Origin of the sequence: Trinickia sp., from assembly GCF_051953955.1 — a bacterium.
Taxonomy (GTDB): Bacteria; Pseudomonadota; Gammaproteobacteria; order Burkholderiales; family Burkholderiaceae; genus Trinickia.
On sequence record NZ_JBQCIF010000012.1, the window covers coordinates 1 to 14,841 of the forward strand.

The 14,841-nt window shown below is 66.3% G+C and carries 11 protein-coding genes and 1 pseudogene; 5 read left to right on the plus strand and 7 right to left on the minus strand.

The annotated features are described in order from the left end of the window. Positions 1-136 precede the first annotated feature (136 nt). Complete coding sequence (locus tag ACTHNZ_RS01990; protein WP_440540812.1) at positions 137-610, minus strand: glycosyltransferase family 4 protein; 474 nt, start codon at positions 608-610, stop codon at positions 137-139. Positions 611-913: 303 nt separating this feature from the next. Between ACTHNZ_RS01990 and ACTHNZ_RS01995 the strand changes: the two genes are divergently transcribed. Further along, complete coding sequence (locus ACTHNZ_RS01995; protein WP_440540813.1) at positions 914-1,702, plus strand: sulfite exporter TauE/SafE family protein; 789 nt, start codon at positions 914-916, stop codon at positions 1,700-1,702. A gap of 119 nt (positions 1,703-1,821) precedes the next feature. Here ACTHNZ_RS01995 and ACTHNZ_RS02000 read toward each other — a convergent pair whose 3' ends face one another. Continuing rightward, positions 1,822-3,057 carry an oligosaccharide flippase family protein gene (locus tag ACTHNZ_RS02000; RefSeq protein ID WP_440540814.1) on the minus strand — a complete coding sequence of 412 codons (1,236 nt, stop codon included), beginning with the start codon at positions 3,055-3,057 and terminating at the stop codon, positions 1,822-1,824. A gap of 386 nt (positions 3,058-3,443) precedes the next feature. Here ACTHNZ_RS02000 and ACTHNZ_RS02005 point away from each other — a divergent pair, with 386 nt between their 5' ends. Beyond that, positions 3,444-4,742: a glycosyltransferase gene (locus ACTHNZ_RS02005; RefSeq protein ID WP_440540815.1), complete on the plus strand. Its 1,299-nt coding sequence runs from the start codon at positions 3,444-3,446 to the stop codon at positions 4,740-4,742. Between the two features lie 2 nt (positions 4,743-4,744). Here the strand turns inward: ACTHNZ_RS02005 and ACTHNZ_RS02010 are convergent. Beyond that, positions 4,745-5,854 (minus strand): annotated as a pseudogene (locus ACTHNZ_RS02010) (acyltransferase family protein); the annotation flags it as partial. 314 nt (positions 5,855-6,168) lie between these two features. Here ACTHNZ_RS02010 and ACTHNZ_RS02015 point away from each other — a divergent pair. Continuing rightward, on the plus strand, positions 6,169-7,557 hold the full coding sequence (locus ACTHNZ_RS02015; RefSeq protein WP_440540816.1) for a hypothetical protein: 1,389 nt from the start codon (positions 6,169-6,171) through the stop codon (positions 7,555-7,557). Further along, complete coding sequence (locus ACTHNZ_RS02020; protein ID WP_440540817.1) at positions 7,554-8,747, plus strand: glycosyltransferase; 1,194 nt, start codon at positions 7,554-7,556, stop codon at positions 8,745-8,747. Before ACTHNZ_RS02015 ends, ACTHNZ_RS02020 begins: the two co-directional genes overlap by 4 nt. Before the next feature lie 19 nt (positions 8,748-8,766). Here ACTHNZ_RS02020 and ACTHNZ_RS02025 read toward each other — a convergent pair whose 3' ends face one another. Continuing rightward, a complete protein-coding gene (locus tag ACTHNZ_RS02025; RefSeq protein WP_440540818.1) occupies positions 8,767-10,485 on the minus strand; it encodes an FAD-dependent oxidoreductase in 1,719 nt (572 codons plus the stop codon). A 161-nt stretch (positions 10,486-10,646) separates the two neighbouring features. Then, the gene (locus ACTHNZ_RS02030) at positions 10,647-11,363 is read right to left on the minus strand and encodes a putative colanic acid biosynthesis acetyltransferase (RefSeq protein ID WP_440540819.1); all 717 of its coding nucleotides are present in this window, start codon (positions 11,361-11,363) and stop codon (positions 10,647-10,649) included. A 174-nt stretch (positions 11,364-11,537) separates the two neighbouring features. On the opposite strand from ACTHNZ_RS02030, the gene ACTHNZ_RS02035 reads away from it, so the two are divergent. Continuing rightward, the gene (locus ACTHNZ_RS02035; protein WP_440540820.1) at positions 11,538-12,071 is read left to right on the plus strand and encodes a hypothetical protein; all 534 of its coding nucleotides are present in this window, start codon (positions 11,538-11,540) and stop codon (positions 12,069-12,071) included. 174 nt (positions 12,072-12,245) lie between these two features. Here the strand turns inward: ACTHNZ_RS02035 and ACTHNZ_RS02040 are convergent, their stop codons facing one another. Then, a complete protein-coding gene (locus tag ACTHNZ_RS02040; RefSeq protein ID WP_440540821.1) occupies positions 12,246-13,655 on the minus strand; it encodes a glycosyltransferase WbuB in 1,410 nt (469 codons plus the stop codon). After that, positions 13,652-14,839: a glycosyltransferase family 4 protein gene (locus tag ACTHNZ_RS02045; RefSeq protein WP_440540822.1), complete on the minus strand. Its 1,188-nt coding sequence runs from the start codon at positions 14,837-14,839 to the stop codon at positions 13,652-13,654. The genes ACTHNZ_RS02040 and ACTHNZ_RS02045 overlap by 4 nt, the downstream gene beginning before the upstream one ends. Positions 14,840-14,841: the final 2 nt, after the last annotated feature.

Sequence of the window (14,841 nt, forward strand, 5' to 3'; positions counted from 1 at the left end):
CGATTCGGTTGGGGCGTCGCCGCTTAGCGTCCTCCTCCCCCCCCGCCTACCCCCCCCCGCCCCCCCCCCCGGGCTCGCGCCCTACCGGACCCCCCCCGCACCGCGTCACGGCGCCGCCGGTGGGCCCCACCCACGCTTAGCGGGGCGGCCCGATCGTCCCCGCGTACTGCTCGACGTTGCGCTGTGCGACGCCGATGACCGCACGCGCTCGGTGCGAGAGCAGACGCTCCGCGCACCATAGCCGGCGATCCTCGGCGAAGTCGTTCGTTCCCGAGTGCATGACGAAGATAATCGGCGCCGTGATCGGCAGCGCCCGCGCATAAAGTGCGGGGAGCGTCGTGTGCGCGAACACGATGTCCGGTGCGAAGCGCCGGATCGCACCGTAGAGGAAGCCGAGCCGAGCGAGAGGGGCGTACCGGACGCGCGGGAAGAGGCACGGCACGCGATGCGCGGCGAGTTCCCGCGCCGCATCGGCGAAGTCGGCTTCCGCCGGCAGCAGCGATGCCATGCCGACGTCGTGACCTGCGCCCCGATGAGCGATCGCGATGCCTTTGACGATCATTTCCGCGCCGGACAGACGCGGCGCGAGCACCAACTGAAGGATCCGCATGACGTTCCGGGCGCAAACAGACGAGGGCAGGGGCTGGGTCTCGCTCGCCGCGCGCCCCCGGTTGCCGGGCCGTGCGAACGCGCGAGCGCCACGGCACACGGTAGCGCGCCGGCGGTGGCCCGCGTGCGCCATCTTCTAGCCGTCTTCGGCCGCCGTGGTTATCTCGGAATCTGCTAACGATGCCCCGTCTTTATCGTCGTGGGTTCTAACGATATGGCCGATCATTCTAACGAAGCCGACGGCCCGCCCGTACAATCTGGCACTCATCCCCGCGGCCGCGCCGCCGATTCCGAGTCGTAACCGATGGTCATACCTCACATCAACTTGCTGTACTCCGCTTCCGGCCTAGGCGTCGGGCTTCTCGTCGGCTTGACGGGCGTAGGGGGCGGCTCGTTGATGACTCCGCTGCTCGTCCTGATTTTCGGCGTGCATCCGGCCACGGCCGTCGGCACCGACTTGCTCTACGCCGCCGTCACGAAAGCGACGGGCACGCTCGTGCATGGCCTGAAAGGCTCGATCGATTGGCGCGTGACGGGCCGGCTCGCCGCCGGCAGCGTTCCGGCCGCGGCAATCACGTTGTGGCTGCTCCAGCGCTACGGCATGCAGTCCAAAGCGACGATGTCGCTGATCCAGCACGTCCTCGGCGCGGCGCTCTTGATCACGTCGGTCGCGCTCGTGTTCAGGCCCAAGCTCGTGGCGCTGGCGACGCGCAAGCCGCGCGAAGCCGGACCGGCGCGCACGATGCTGCTGACGGTCTTGACCGGCGCCGTGCTCGGTGCGCTCGTCTCGCTCACGTCCGTCGGCGCCGGCGCAATCGGCGTGACGGTCTTGCTGCTGCTCTACCCGGCTTTGTCCACTTCGCGCATCGTCGGCTCCGACATCGCGCATGCCGTGCCGCTCACGCTCGTGGCAGGCATGGGCCATTGGCTGCTCGGCTCCGTCGACGTCGCCATGCTGCTCTCTCTACTGATCGGCTCGGTGCCGGGCATCGCGCTCGGCAGCCACCTTTCCTCGCGCTCGCCCGAAGCGCTGCTGCGCAACCTGCTCGCCGTCGTTCTCGTGCTCGTCGGCGTGCGGCTCGTTTGGGCCTAAGGCGTTCATCGTCAACCTGGCTCCGGGTTGAAACCCCGGCCTTCAGGGGCGGTGAGCCGGGACCCCGGCCTGAAGGCCCGTTGCGGACAGTTGCTGGAACGGTACCTGTGAACAGCGAGCTATCGCGGCTTGACGGCTCGATAGAGCATCCACAGGGCAGCCGTTGCGAGCCCCGCCGTCATGCCGCGCGCGACGCCCATCACCCCCCATTCGTGCATCGCGAGCGGCACGATGCCGACGAGCACGACGACCTGCATCGCCGAGGCTTGCGCCGGCGCGCGCGCATCGCCGCGCGCTCGCAGATAAGCGACGAGCACGGCGATCAGTGCACCGAGCGCCATATTGACGACGAAGACGCGAAACAACGGCACGGCCGGCTGCCATTGCGGGCCGAGCACGAGCGCGAACAGCCACCCTGCGAGCGAGCGCAATGCGAGCACGACGAGCGCGCAAGCGCATGCACCGAACAGCAGCCAGCGCTTGAACGACCGCGCCGCGCGCCCCGCATCGGCGCGATACTGCGCGGCGAAAGTGGGAAACAAGTATTGCGATAGCGCGATCGCCGCGTCGGCGAGCAGCAGTTGCGCCAAGCGCGACGACATCTGATAGGCGCCGAGTGGCACAGGCCCGAGCATCCGGCCGACGACGATCTTGTCGAACTGATTGAGCATCAGGTTGACGACGCTGCCCGCCCAGATCCAGCGCGAGAACCCGACGTAATGGCCGATGCCGGACCACCGCGGCGCAAGCGGCGGGCGTGGCCTCACCATCGTCCACGTCAGCGTGCTCTTGAGCGCTTCGCCGAGCAGCATGCCGACGAGGACCGAGTAGGCGCCCGCACCCGACAGCGCGAACGCGAGGCCGACGCTGCAATCGGCCAGCGCGGCGCCGATCTCGATCGCGGCGATACGGGAAAACCGGCGTTCGCGCTGCGCCACGTAATAGCCCGGCGACGCCAGGCCGCGCACGAGCGGCAGCGCCGCGGCCATCTGCGGCAGCAACGCCTGGCCCAAGTGAAATTGATGCGCCATGAACGGCGCCAAGGCGAGCAGCACGAGCGCGACGCCGATCCCGCGCACAACGAGCGTCGTCAAAACCGCGCCGAGCTCGCCTTGCGTAGGTGTGTCCTTGCCTTGCACGATGGCCTGCGCGAGGCCCGTGTCCGAAAGCGATTCGGCGACGGCGACGGCCAGCAGCGCCACGCTGACGCTGCCGATCGCGGCCGGTCCGAGGATGCGGCCGATCGCGAGAAACTTGATCGCAACGAGGCCGCGCACGGCGATCTGCTGCGCGAGTACCCAGGTGGCGGCGCTCGGCGCGAGCCCCGCCCGCATCGACGATGCCGCCGACCGCATCGAGCTGGCTCGGTTGCCGCGCACTGTGTTCACGTTGGACCGCCCGGGTCGTTGAACGAATCGCGCACCTGATTGCAACGCATGGCGCAAAGGGCAAAGTAGCGCGCCCACGGCGGCGGGAAACGCCATCTAGTAGTGCCGTTCCGCCAGCGTCCGCCGCGCCGTGCGCGTTTGCGCACGCCGGCGATAGATTGGCGCGCGGCGCCTAACGCGCGGTGCTAACGTTCCCGCGAAAGGCGTACCGTACGCTGCACATGGACTCATCGACGATGCCGCAGGTGTCCCGCTCCACGACCACAGGCTCAGCGGATTGCACATCGTCTGCGCCCGTATCGCTGCACGATGCCGCGTACGCGCAGGCACCGGAATGCCGCGCGTCCTTCCCTATGATCCCCGGCCCCACCGCTCCATGCTCGGCCACCGTGCTCATCATCGAACCGGACTTCACCGGTCATCGATGGCGCTATGCGCAGTGGGCTGCGCAAGCATTCGAAGAGGCAGGCTTCTCATGCATCATCGCAACGATGCCGGCGAACGAGGGGCATCCGTTGGCTCGCGACATCGTTCAAGCGCGCAAACCGGGGCTCGACATTGCATTCGTCGACATGCCTTCGCCCGCACGCGCTGTAGCGGTCCATGCCGAGCGCATTCCCTATGTGCGCTACCACCGCTACTTCGCTCACGCGTTCGAGCGCGTTGCCGCACGCACGCCTGTCTCGCTCGTCGTCGTGCCTTACGTCGACTATTTTCTCTATGCCGTGCCGTTTCTAGGGTCGCCGTTCGCGGATACGGCTTGGATCGGCATTACGATGCGCGCGACCTTTCATCATCGCCAAGTCGGCGTGAAGGCGCCCGATCGCCGGCTCGTCAATGCAGTCAAGGCACGGCTGTTTCGACATGCCGCGCGCGCCCGCGGGCTGCGCACGTTGCTCTCGATCGATCCCACGCTGCCCGAGTGGAGTGCGCGCGCGCTCGCGCGTACAAAGGCCGGAACATGTTCGCGGGCATCGATCGCCTATCTCGCCGACCCCTTCCCCGATGCATGCCCCGACGACCCGGCCGCGGCGCGCTCGCGCCTGCACTTCGGCGCGGGGCCGCACCTGCTCGTCTATGGATCGATCACCGATCGAAAGGGCATTCGCGAACTCGTCGCCGCGCTCGAGCGCATGGAGCAGCCACCGACGCTCGTGGTCGCAGGCGAACAGGACGCCGCGACGCGCGCCTTCTTACAGATGCACGCGTCGCGCGTGTCGCCCGAGCCCGTCATCGTCGATCGGTTCATTACGAACGAGCTCGAGCGCGATCTGTTTTCCGCATGCGATGTCGTCTGGCTCGGCTACAAAGGCCACTACGGGATGAGCGGCGTCCTCGTGCAGGCCTACCGGTTCGGCAAGCGCGTCGTCGCGACCTCCGAGGGATTGATCGGCTGGTTCTGTGCGGGCGGCGCGCTCGGCCCCGTGCTCGATGATCTTTCGCCCGAAGCCATCGCGCGCGGCATCGAGACGGCATTGGGCGCAATGGGCGCACCGGGCGCATTGGGCGGAACGGCGTTCGAGGGCGGCCGAACCAACGCGGGCAGCCATGGTGCATTGCTCGCGCGCAACACGCTCAGCGGATTCAAGCGCACGTTGCGCGAGGCGGCGGCCGGAGCAGCATGCGACTCGGCGAGCCCGCTCGATGCATAGCTCGCCGCGCCGCGCCCGGCCGGAAACAACGCGTTGCGTAGTTTCAAAAACGGAAACTCGATCGCGCGGGTAGTGACGTATCCGACGCCGATCGCTATCGCAGCCTGCAAGACGAGCGCGCCAGCCCAGATCAGCATGCGCGGCACGCCGGCCGCCGTGGCTTTGGCAATGAACGCCTCGCCCGGTGCCAACGCGATCGAATGCCACAAGTAGATCCCATACGAATAAACGCCCACCCACGCGATCGCGCGAAACCACCACGTCTTTCGGATGACTGCCGCATGCTCGAGCATGAGCACGATCAGCGCGACGAAGCCGATCGCCTGGATCGTGTAGCCGATGCTTTCGTCGAGCGCGTCGTGCGGCGTGCCGAAGCCGAGCCACGCCACGAGACCGATGACGAGGGCGGCGAGCAGCGGCGTTCGCCGGGCCAGCCGACGATAGGTGCAGGGCGCCATCCAGTAGACGACGGCCAGCATCACTCCGGCGAGCAGGCTGTCGATGCGATACTGCGTATAAGCGAACGCAGCCTCGAGATGGCCTTGCGCGACAGCCATCGACCTGACGGCGAGCACGAGCAGGCAGACGAGCCCGAGCGCCGCGAGAATCGCTCGCGCGCCGAGGCGCCATCGCGCAAACAAGAGCAGCACCGCAGGCAGGAAGAGATAGAAGTGCTCTTCGACGGCAAGGCTCCATGTCTGCGAAATCGACGTGCCGAGATAGTTCTGCAAGTGCGTGAGGTTCTGCACGAGAAAGCTGCTCGGCGGATGGCGATGAACGATCGCATGGAACGCGATGAGGACATAGTAGGCCGGCCAGATCTTGAAGATGCGCCGCACGATGAAGCGGTGCGCGTCGATCGATCCGCGCTCTGCGTATTGCCTGAGCAACAGGCCGCCGACGAGAAAACCGCTCAGCGTAAAGAACAGGTTCACGCCCTCCCTGCCGAAGTGCGTGAACGGATACTGCAGGATCGATACGATCGCCAAGCCGGGATCGACGGAGCGGAAGTGATACCCCATCACGGCGATGATTGCGATCCCGCGCAGGAAATCGAGCTCGATCGCCCGGTCGCGAACGATCGACTTCGCCCCTCCAAACGGATTCGTCATCATCGGCTTCCTTCTTCGGTGCTGGCGGCTACGATTCGGCCCTTCGATCTTCGGTCGCGGCATGCGCACGGACCCGCCAATATCCCGGCGGCAACCGACAAGTTGGACCTCGCAGTTGGACCTCACAGCGCGGCGACGCCGCGGGCGGGCAGCGCCGCCGGCCTCTCGGGCGCACACCCGTCCATCTCCGCCGAACGATAGGCAGGCGCCGCCAAGCGAATGCTCGGCCGCAGGCGCGCGCAGTATAGTCGCCTCGTGAATCGGCCTGAGCGCGTCGTCGGGCCGTCCCGCCAACGAAAAGGAGCCGATCCGTCATGAGAGAGGCGCGATACGGGTTCGCAGCGGGGGTGCGCCAAACGGCATCGAATCCCTATGCGCATCTTTGGATCTGGCTGTTCGTGTTTCCACTCGCGATGGACTACAAAGCGGCCGCTGCGAGCGACAGCCACCTCGCGCAGATTCTGCTCGTCATCCCCGTTGCCGCCGCCGGCGCCGCGCTCGCGCTGATCGGACCAAGGCAGCGCGAACGCTGCGCGCTGCGCACGTTGATGACCGTGTCGCTGATGCTCGCTGTGCCTGCGAGCGCCTTCACGCAATGGCTGCAGGAGAACGACGTCGGCCAATATCTGCGCGTGCTGCTGCCGTTCGCCTTGTTCCAGTTGGGCTTCGTCGCGGCTTGCCGGCCCTGGCAAGAGTCACGCTTGGAGCAATTCGAAAAAGCGCTATTCTGGGCCAACGTCGTTAGTCTCGCGTTCACCTGCCTATACGGAATACTCGTTGCCGGGCCGCTGGCCGACGTCCGCTATCGGATCGTCTCCGTCACGTTCCTTGCACTACAAGGCGTCCTGCTGCACGAGTTCGTGATCGCCAAGCGGTACACGGCGCTCACGCTTTGTCTGTTCATGGCGACGGTCGTCATCGAATTGTTGAGCGTGACGCGCTCGTTGCTCGTCGGCACCGCATTGCTCTTCGTGCTCGCCGTCTGGATGAGCGCGGCAGGCACGCGCAACCGCGCACGCGCCGTGCTGCGGGCGGTCTTCGCCGCCGTCATGATCGGCGCCATGGCGCTCGCGGCCGCCGCATGGTTTCCGAACGCAGCCGAACATTGGGTTCAACGGATCGGCTTCGCAAAGATGGGCACGGAGACGGGCATGGACCCGACGACGATCACGCGCCTCGCCGAAATGCGCGATCAATACGATCAGGTCGTCTCGTCGCCCGTCTCGCTGCTCGTCGGCAAGGGCTACGGCCACGACTATCGCTACTCGCCGGCCTATCTCCCGGATCTGGCGGGGCAGATGAGCAAGAAGGCGTTCTACGCCGAGCACGATTGGGCCGCCGGACACAACTTCTGGGTCTATCAGCTCTTTGCAGGCGGGCTGTTGTTCGGCCTCGCCTTCCCGCTTGCCCTCCTCTATGCGCTCGTCCGCTGCACGATCACCTATCGGCACTGGCGCGCGCATGCCCCCGATGCGCCGCAACTGCCCGTGCTGGGCCGCGCGATCTTGCTCACGGCGGCCCTGCCCGCCGCATCGATCGGCGGCAATCCGCTCGGGCCGCGGTTTTCCGGGCTCGTCTTCGGCGTCGGCCTAGGATTGATGGTGGCCATGTACGCGCAACTCGATCGGCGTGCGGCGCACGCCGCCCTGCGTGCAAAGGCCGAGCGCCCACGCAGCGAACGCTTCGATGCGATGGCCTCGTGAAGCTCCTGCACGTCCTGCCGACCTTCGATCCGGCTGCCGGCGGCCCGGTGGAAGGCGTGCGCCAAAGCGCCGTTGCGCTCGTCAAGCTCGGGCATGCCGTCGAACTTGCCACCCTCGATGCGCCCGACGCACCGTATCTCGCGACATCGCCCGTGCCTCTCGCCGCGCTCGGTCCCGGACGAACGAAGTACGGGTTCGCGCCGCACGCGGCCGTTTGGCTGCGCGAGCATGCGCCGCGATTCGACGCGGTGATCGTCGACGGCCTCTGGCAATACCATGGCCTGGCGACGCGACATGCTTTGCGCGGCCTGCCGATCCCCTATTACGTGTTCGCGCACGGCATGCTCGATCCCTGGTTCAAGCACACGTTTCCTCTCAAGCATTTGAAAAAATGCCTCTACTGGCCCTGGGGCGAATATCGCGTGCTGCGCGACGCGCGTGCCGTGTTGTTCACGACCGAGGAAGAGCGCTTGCGTGCCCGGCAATCGTTTCGGCTCTATCGTGCGCGCGAACGCGTGGTGTCGTATGGCGCCGTCGAGCCGCCCGGCGATCCGGCGCGGCTATGCGCCGGCTTCCTGTCCGCTTACCCGGCGCTCGCCTCGCGGCGCTTGCTGCTCTTTCTCGGCAGGATCCATCCGAAGAAGGGCTGCGATATGCTGCTTCATGCCTTCGCGCGCATCGCGAAGGCCGAGCCGCAGCTCCATCTCGTGATGGCCGGCACCGGTGATGGAGAGGCGGTTGCGCGGCTCCGCGCGCTCGCGCTCGAGTTGGAGATCGCCGAGCGCATGACGTGGACGGGGCTGCTGCAAGCCGAACTCAAATGGGGCGCACTGTGCGCGAGCGATGCGTTCGTGCTGCCGTCGCATCAAGAGAACTTCGGCGTCGCCGTCGTCGAGGCACTCGCGAGCGGCACGCCCGCGCTCATCTCCGACAAGGTCAACATCTGGCGTGAAGTCGATGCCGACGGCGCCGGCTTCGTCTCGGCGGATACGGTGGACGGCACCGTTGCCAACCTGCGCCAATGGCTGGCGCTCGATGCCGCGTCACGCGCGCAAATGCGCGCGCGAGCGCATGCCGCGTTCGTCATGCGGTTCACGATCGAGGCGCACGTGCGCAGACTGCTTCACGTCCTGCAAGAAGACCGTCTCGAGCTGAGCCGATCGGCTAGCGGGGTATACCGCCACGTTTAGTCAGCGCTTCCACTTTGCCTCAATGCCGGAAGTATCGTCCGAACACGGAGGCCAGCGGCACCGGTGCCGCCGAGCGCACCTCATCTTTTTCGGGGTCGCGAGCCGGCTTCGACACCACGAGCGCGTCGCCCCCCTTCAACGATTGCGCGAGATGGCCGCCCAACCGCAATGCGAGTGCCGTGATCGTGATCGTGGGGAAATTCGCGCCGACGGTGGGAAACACCGAACTTCCTGCGATATAGAGGTTGTCGATCCCGAATACCTTGCACTGGCGATCGACGACCCCTTCGCGCGGACGATCGTGCATGCGCGTCGTGCCCATGTGATGCCATGTGCCTTCGAGCGTCGCCGGCCACGGGCGGCCTTCGAGCGGCGTGTCGAGCTTCACCTGTGCCACGCCGCTCGCGCGCAGCTCGTCGGCCAGCAATTCGAACGTGCGGTCGAACGTGCGCTGCGCCAGTTCCGTCAACTGCCAAGCGACCTTGACGCGCGGCATGCCGAGACGATCGCATACGTCGCCGAGCGTCACGCGGCTATCGCGATTCGGCTGCGGCTCGACGATCGCTTGAAGCTTGACGTCGCTAATCAACATGCGCGGCTGCAACAGACGCGTCAATCCGAAGCCTGCCGTGTCGAATGGATGCTCGAGCATCGTCGCGAGGTCGTCACTCAGGCGCCAGCCGGGTTGATCTTTACGCAGCAGCGCCTGCTTGCAGCGGATCAATGCCTCGGCGCCTGCGCTTCCTTCTCCGTAGAACGTCGAGAAGAACCAAACGCGCGAATTGAGCAGTCGCTCGCGACGTAGAACGTCGGGGGGCAGCGCGAACTGCGACGAGATCGGCGTGCCGTGCGCCGAAACGGCCGCGTTTTGATAGTGGAACTTGATGTCGTAGAGCTTGTTGCGCGCCCACGCCTTCGAAAACCGCACGCTGCCCGACATGATCCGCGGATGATCCATGAAGTATCGGCCGACGTTGTCGTAGGCATTGCCGAGACCGGCCGTTTGCACGCGATTCGAAGCAAGCAGCAGGCGCGCGTTTTCGATGCCGCCCGCGGCGAGCACGAAGCGCTTGGCCGTGACGCTCAGTCGTCGCCCTGTCAGCGTGGCGACTTGGACGCGCGTGACATGTGCGGCATCTGCATCGGTATCGACGTGCACGACGTTGGCGTGAAGGAAGACGCGGATGCGCGGCGAGCGTTCGAGGTCGCCGCGATAGAGTTTGCCGAAACGCGCGGGCGGGCTGAATTGCGCGACCGTGTCGCGCACGTAGCCGGTGACGAGCGGAATGCGCTTGACGTCCGTGCGCCCGATGGCGTGCTCCCAAAACGACGGATCGAAATTGTTCGGGCCGAGCTTGAGCAGCGTGTGGGTTCGCGCATAAAACGGCGCGAGCTCTTCGATGCCGAACGGCCAGCCGCTGCCGGGCACCCAGTCGCGCTGCTCGAAGTCCCACGGATCGAGTGGCCTGCACCACCCGCCCCAGCAATTGCTGCTGCCGCCCAGGTAGCGGCTGCGGCTGCCGTCGGCGAACGCGTACGGCAAGCCTACGTTCTCTCCGCGATAGAGATCTCGCGTCTCGTCGTCGGGCCGAAAGCCGCCGCTTTCGAGCAGGCAGGTGTCGATGCCGTAGCGCTGAAGCTCGAGCGCGAGCGTGATGCCGGCGACACCCGCGCCGACGATGCATACCGTCGTTTCGATCTCTTTACCTTCGTCCGCCCCGCGCGTATCGATGAACATGGCCCTCTCCTTTTTCCCTAATCTTCAGGTCAGCGAGGGGCGTCTTCCCGCCAAGACTTCGGCGGCTACCGCCACGGCCGTGCGGGCGCGTACCGAGCTCGCGGGCGGGCGCGGTGATCCATTCGGTGATGCACTGCTGGCGCTCGTTGCGCAAGCAACGGTCACCGTTCCGAGGGAAAACGCGGGCGAATGAAGCGGCACGGATTGCCGCCGTAGACGCCGCCGGGCGAGAGCGAACGATGCACGACGGACAGCGGTGCCACGAGTGCCGAACGGCCGATCCGCACACCCATTTGGACGACGCATTTGGACGTGATCCAGACGCCGTCTTCGATGACGATGGGTGCGACGCGCAGCTCCATCGTCTTTTGCGCGTCGTGCGATCCCGTGGTCAAGAACGTGCCTTGAGACAAGCAGACGTGCGAGCCGATACGGATCTGCGCCTGGTTGTAGAGCCAAACGTCGATGCCGAACCAGCAGTGATCGCCGACTTCGAGATTCCACGGGGCCTTGACGCGCAGCGGATGGACGAGCCGGCAGCCCGTGCCGATTTTTGCGCCGAAGAGGCGCAGCAGCGTGACGCGCAATGCGGAGCTCGGATTGAGTTTGTTGTTGATGAGGCTCGCCTCGATGACGAACCAGAGGGCCTGCACCAAGAGGCTGCGCTTGGCTACGTAGTTGCCTTTGCCGGCGCGGCTCAAATCGATGACGGGGACGTCGCAGCCGCGTGCGGACGCCCGATGGGTGAGAATCGCGGCCGGGGCTGGAGCGGACGCGCCGCGGGCACTCGCCGTATCCGATGAGCCGGAAGCACCCGCGAACGCGTCCCGCTGCGCGTGTAGCGCAGTGGGCTCGGCGGGTTCGATGGGGCGATCCATTTCAGTTCGGGGAGCGAAGCGTTCGAGCGACTTCAGCGACGATTATCGTGCGCCGCTGGAGCATTGCGTCTCGCCGTGGCTTCTTATGGCGTTAGCCGATGGTGTTTTGGCGGGGCGCGTCGGCGCTTGCGCGTGAGTATGAACGTCGAACCAATCGGAGCCATGGAGGCCGCCGTGGGTATCGGTCGTCGACGGATGTGCGCGGTGTGGGTCGGGGCGTTGCTGGGCGCGTTGCTCGGTGCGTCGGGGACGGCCCATGCCCAAGTGCGACAGGATGCGGGTGATCGCGTGAATGCGGATACGCAGGCACAACGAATCGCGCCAGAAGACCGGGATGCGGCGGCGCGGGAGGCGGCCGATCGGCTGGAAGCGCTTGGCGGTGAGCCGGAGGCACTGTTGGGAGCGCCTGCGCGACCGGGTGATCCTTACGGCTCGGCTTTCGATGCGACCGAGCGCAGCGAGCGTGCGTTGATCGGCACCGAGCGCGTGCCGCGCGGCGCGCTGACGGAAGGCCGGTACGCGACTCGGCCGGTGGAGCAGCCGCCGGCGCCGGCGCCGGGCATGCTCGCCAATAAAGCGGAGCGCAGGGCTGGAGCCGGTAAAGCAGATCCTGGCACGCAATCGCCGACGGAATCGGCGCTCTCGATCTACCACGGACCGGGCGATGTGGGAAAGGCCGTCGGGCAGGTTTATAAGATGCCGTGGTAGCGGCCGAAACCAAATAGCCGAATGTAACGGCGGGTTCGAAACATCTGGGGCTTCGCTTTACAGCCGGCAAGACAACGGTCATCGTCAGTCATCGCCTCGCGCTCACGCGTTTCGTCGATCGCATCGTCGTTCTACAGGACGGCCGTATCGTCGAAACCGGCACGCACGATGAGCTCATAGCGGCCGGCGGAAAGTATGCTCAGATGTTCCGGGCGCAAGCGCAGTTCTATCAATAGGCCAACGCGCGGCATGATGGCCACTCTTAGTCGAGGTGACGATCGTACCGAGTATCGGCCCGGCGATATCCGAGCCTGCGCCCGAATCATCGGCCTCGATCGCTCCTGTGTCCTTCACGTCGCCGCGCCCGGCCCCGCACGCATACAACCGCTCCTCGAGCCGCGCCATCACTACCTCTTCGGCCAACATTTCCACCGCATATTGCCTCGCGGCGGCACCTAACTGCGCTCTCCTAGGCGCATCGTCCGCCAATGCCTCGATCGCGCGCGCCAATGCCGTCGCGTCCTCCGGCTCGACGATGACTCCACGCCCCGCCAGCACGCCAAAAATCTCCGTTCCCTCGCGCGCCATCGCCACGATTGCACGCCCGCTCGCCATCATGCCCGTCAGCTTCGACGGCATCACGAGATCGGCCGCATCGGCGCGCTGTGGCAACACATGCAAATCCGCAACGTTGAGCAGCTCGTTGAGCGCGTCGGCGCGCTGCAGCCCGATCACCACGCAATTGGGAAGCCGCGCACACCGCCGTGCCACGTCATCGCGCGCGAGCCCATCGCCGCACAACACGAATCGGATATCCGCACGCTCGACGAGTCGCTCGGCCGCGGCAACCAGATCATCGAGCCCTTGCTTGGCCCCCATGTTGCCCGCATAGAGCACGACTTTTTCACCTTCCTCGAGACCGAGCCAGTCACGGTACCGGCTGCGCCGCACGAGCGGACGAATCACGTCGACGTCGACCCAATTGGGCAAGCAAAGCGTGCGCTCGGCTTGCACGCCCAGCGCCACCAACCGTTCCACCATTCTTCCCGAAATCGACGAAACGACGTCGAACCGCCGCAGCATTGCGCGCTCGAAGGAATGCGCGGCGCGCGCGGCATGCGAGCGTTTCAGCAAGCCGAGCCGGAACGCCGCGTCCACTTCGAAGTCTTGAACGTGCAGCCAAGCCGTGGCGCCCGCCACACGCGCCAGGGCCAGCGCCACGGGCGCACAGAGCAGCGTCGGCGCAATCGCCATGACGACGTCGGGCCGCCAATGCCACTGCGCGAGCATCGGCCCGACCGACGATAACGCGAACGACGCCAAGTGCACCACGCGCGTCACGCCGCGCGGATGAGACGGCACCCAAAGCGGCGCACGCCGCACCGTCACGCCCGCCCGAATTTCGCACCCATATCGCCATGCCGACCACCCGGGCGCCACGCGCCAAGCCGGGTAATACGGCGGAGCGCAAACGACACGCACCTCGTGCCCGAGCGAGGCAAGCGCTTCCGCCATTTCCGCCGTGTACTTGCCCGCGCCCGTCAACTCAGGCGCGTAGTTCAGGCCATAGACGAGCAGCTTCATCGCCCGGCCCCGCTCGCCCGTGACGCCGCGCGCCCACTCCCCGACGCGCGCAGCATCGCGACGCAGCCGCGCTCGATGTTCAATGCGGCCGAGCGCGGGTCGAAGCGGGCGATGCGCGACATGCACGCATGGGCGGTGCGCTCGGCATCGTCGAAACAGCCGATCGCGGCAATCAGGGTCCGGGTGAGTGCGTCGACATCGCCAGCAGGGAACGACAGTCCGGTTTCGCCTTCGACGACCAATTCGGGCACGCAGCCGCATCGGTCGCTGACCACGGCCGGGCATCCGTGATTCAACGCCTCGTTGACGACCAGCCCCCACGGCTCGCTATGACTCGGCAGCACGAGGCACGTCGCGCCGAAATACTCGCGCGAGAGCGGCTCGTCCTGCAAGCTGCCGACGAATTGCACGGCGCCGTCCAGCGCCAGCGCCTCCACCCGCAACGTCAACCGATCATGCAGCCCGCCCGTGCCGACGATCCGCAGCGTCGCCTCGGGCACGAGTTCGCGAGCACGCGCGAACGCATCGAGCAGCGTATCGATCGCTTTCTCCTCGGATAGCCTGCCGACATACAGCAGGACGGGATGCCCCAGCCTGCGTGCCGACAAACGCTCGTGGAGCGCCCGCTCGGGCGAGAACGATTGCGGCAGCGCCGCCGCCTGGCAAGGCACGAAAATTCGCTCGCGCTTGGCCCCCAGCGACATCAAGTACTCGCGGCTGCGTTCGCCGAAGCCGAAGTAGCCATCGCAGAGCGAAAAGAAGATCCGCTTCGGGATCGAAGTCAGGAGCCGCCGCGGCCGATCGAACGCCGTCGAATCGCAAAACACCGCGCGGCGCTTGCGCGTGACGACGCACGCGGCGAGCATCGCCCAATATTCGGGGCGATGGTAGCCCGGCAGCACGACGAGCTCCGCCTTCGTCTTCAGCACCTCCCGCGTGAGCCGCGCGATCATCTTCCAGGCCGGCACGTCTTCGTAGCAGCCGTCGAACAGCTTGTGCATCGGATAGCGATGGTACGAATAGTCGACGTCGGAAAAGCCGATGCGATCCGTCTCCGTCTCGGCAATCTGCACCATCGAGTAACGAATCGCGCCGGAGGCCGACAAGGTGTAGAGCGCGGAAAAAACGGCACCCTTGTGGCGCGACCAGACGACGTTGTGAAAGATGGTCACTGTGGCTGTCATGC

What these genes read in the sequence shown, in the direction of transcription:
- ACTHNZ_RS02000 (WP_440540814.1), bottom strand. Translation starts at nt 3,057, where the DNA reads ATGCGGTCGGCGGCATCGTCGATGCGGGCGGGGCTCGCGCCGAGCGCC.
- ACTHNZ_RS01990 (WP_440540812.1), bottom strand. Translation starts at nt 610, where the DNA reads ATGCGGATCCTTCAGTTGGTGCTCGCGCCGCGTCTGTCCGGCGCGGAA.
- ACTHNZ_RS02015 (WP_440540816.1), top strand. Translation starts at nt 6,169, where the DNA reads ATGAGAGAGGCGCGATACGGGTTCGCAGCGGGGGTGCGCCAAACGGCA.
- ACTHNZ_RS02030 (WP_440540819.1), bottom strand. Translation starts at nt 11,363, where the DNA reads ATGGATCGCCCCATCGAACCCGCCGAGCCCACTGCGCTACACGCGCAG.
- ACTHNZ_RS02045 (WP_440540822.1), bottom strand. Translation starts at nt 14,839, where the DNA reads ATGACAGCCACAGTGACCATCTTTCACAACGTCGTCTGGTCGCGCCAC.
- ACTHNZ_RS02005 (WP_440540815.1), top strand. Translation starts at nt 3,444, where the DNA reads ATGATCCCCGGCCCCACCGCTCCATGCTCGGCCACCGTGCTCATCATC.
- ACTHNZ_RS02025 (WP_440540818.1), bottom strand. Translation starts at nt 10,485, where the DNA reads ATGTTCATCGATACGCGCGGGGCGGACGAAGGTAAAGAGATCGAAACG.
- ACTHNZ_RS02040 (WP_440540821.1), bottom strand. Translation starts at nt 13,655, where the DNA reads ATGAAGCTGCTCGTCTATGGCCTGAACTACGCGCCTGAGTTGACGGGC.
- ACTHNZ_RS01995 (WP_440540813.1), top strand. Translation starts at nt 914, where the DNA reads ATGGTCATACCTCACATCAACTTGCTGTACTCCGCTTCCGGCCTAGGC.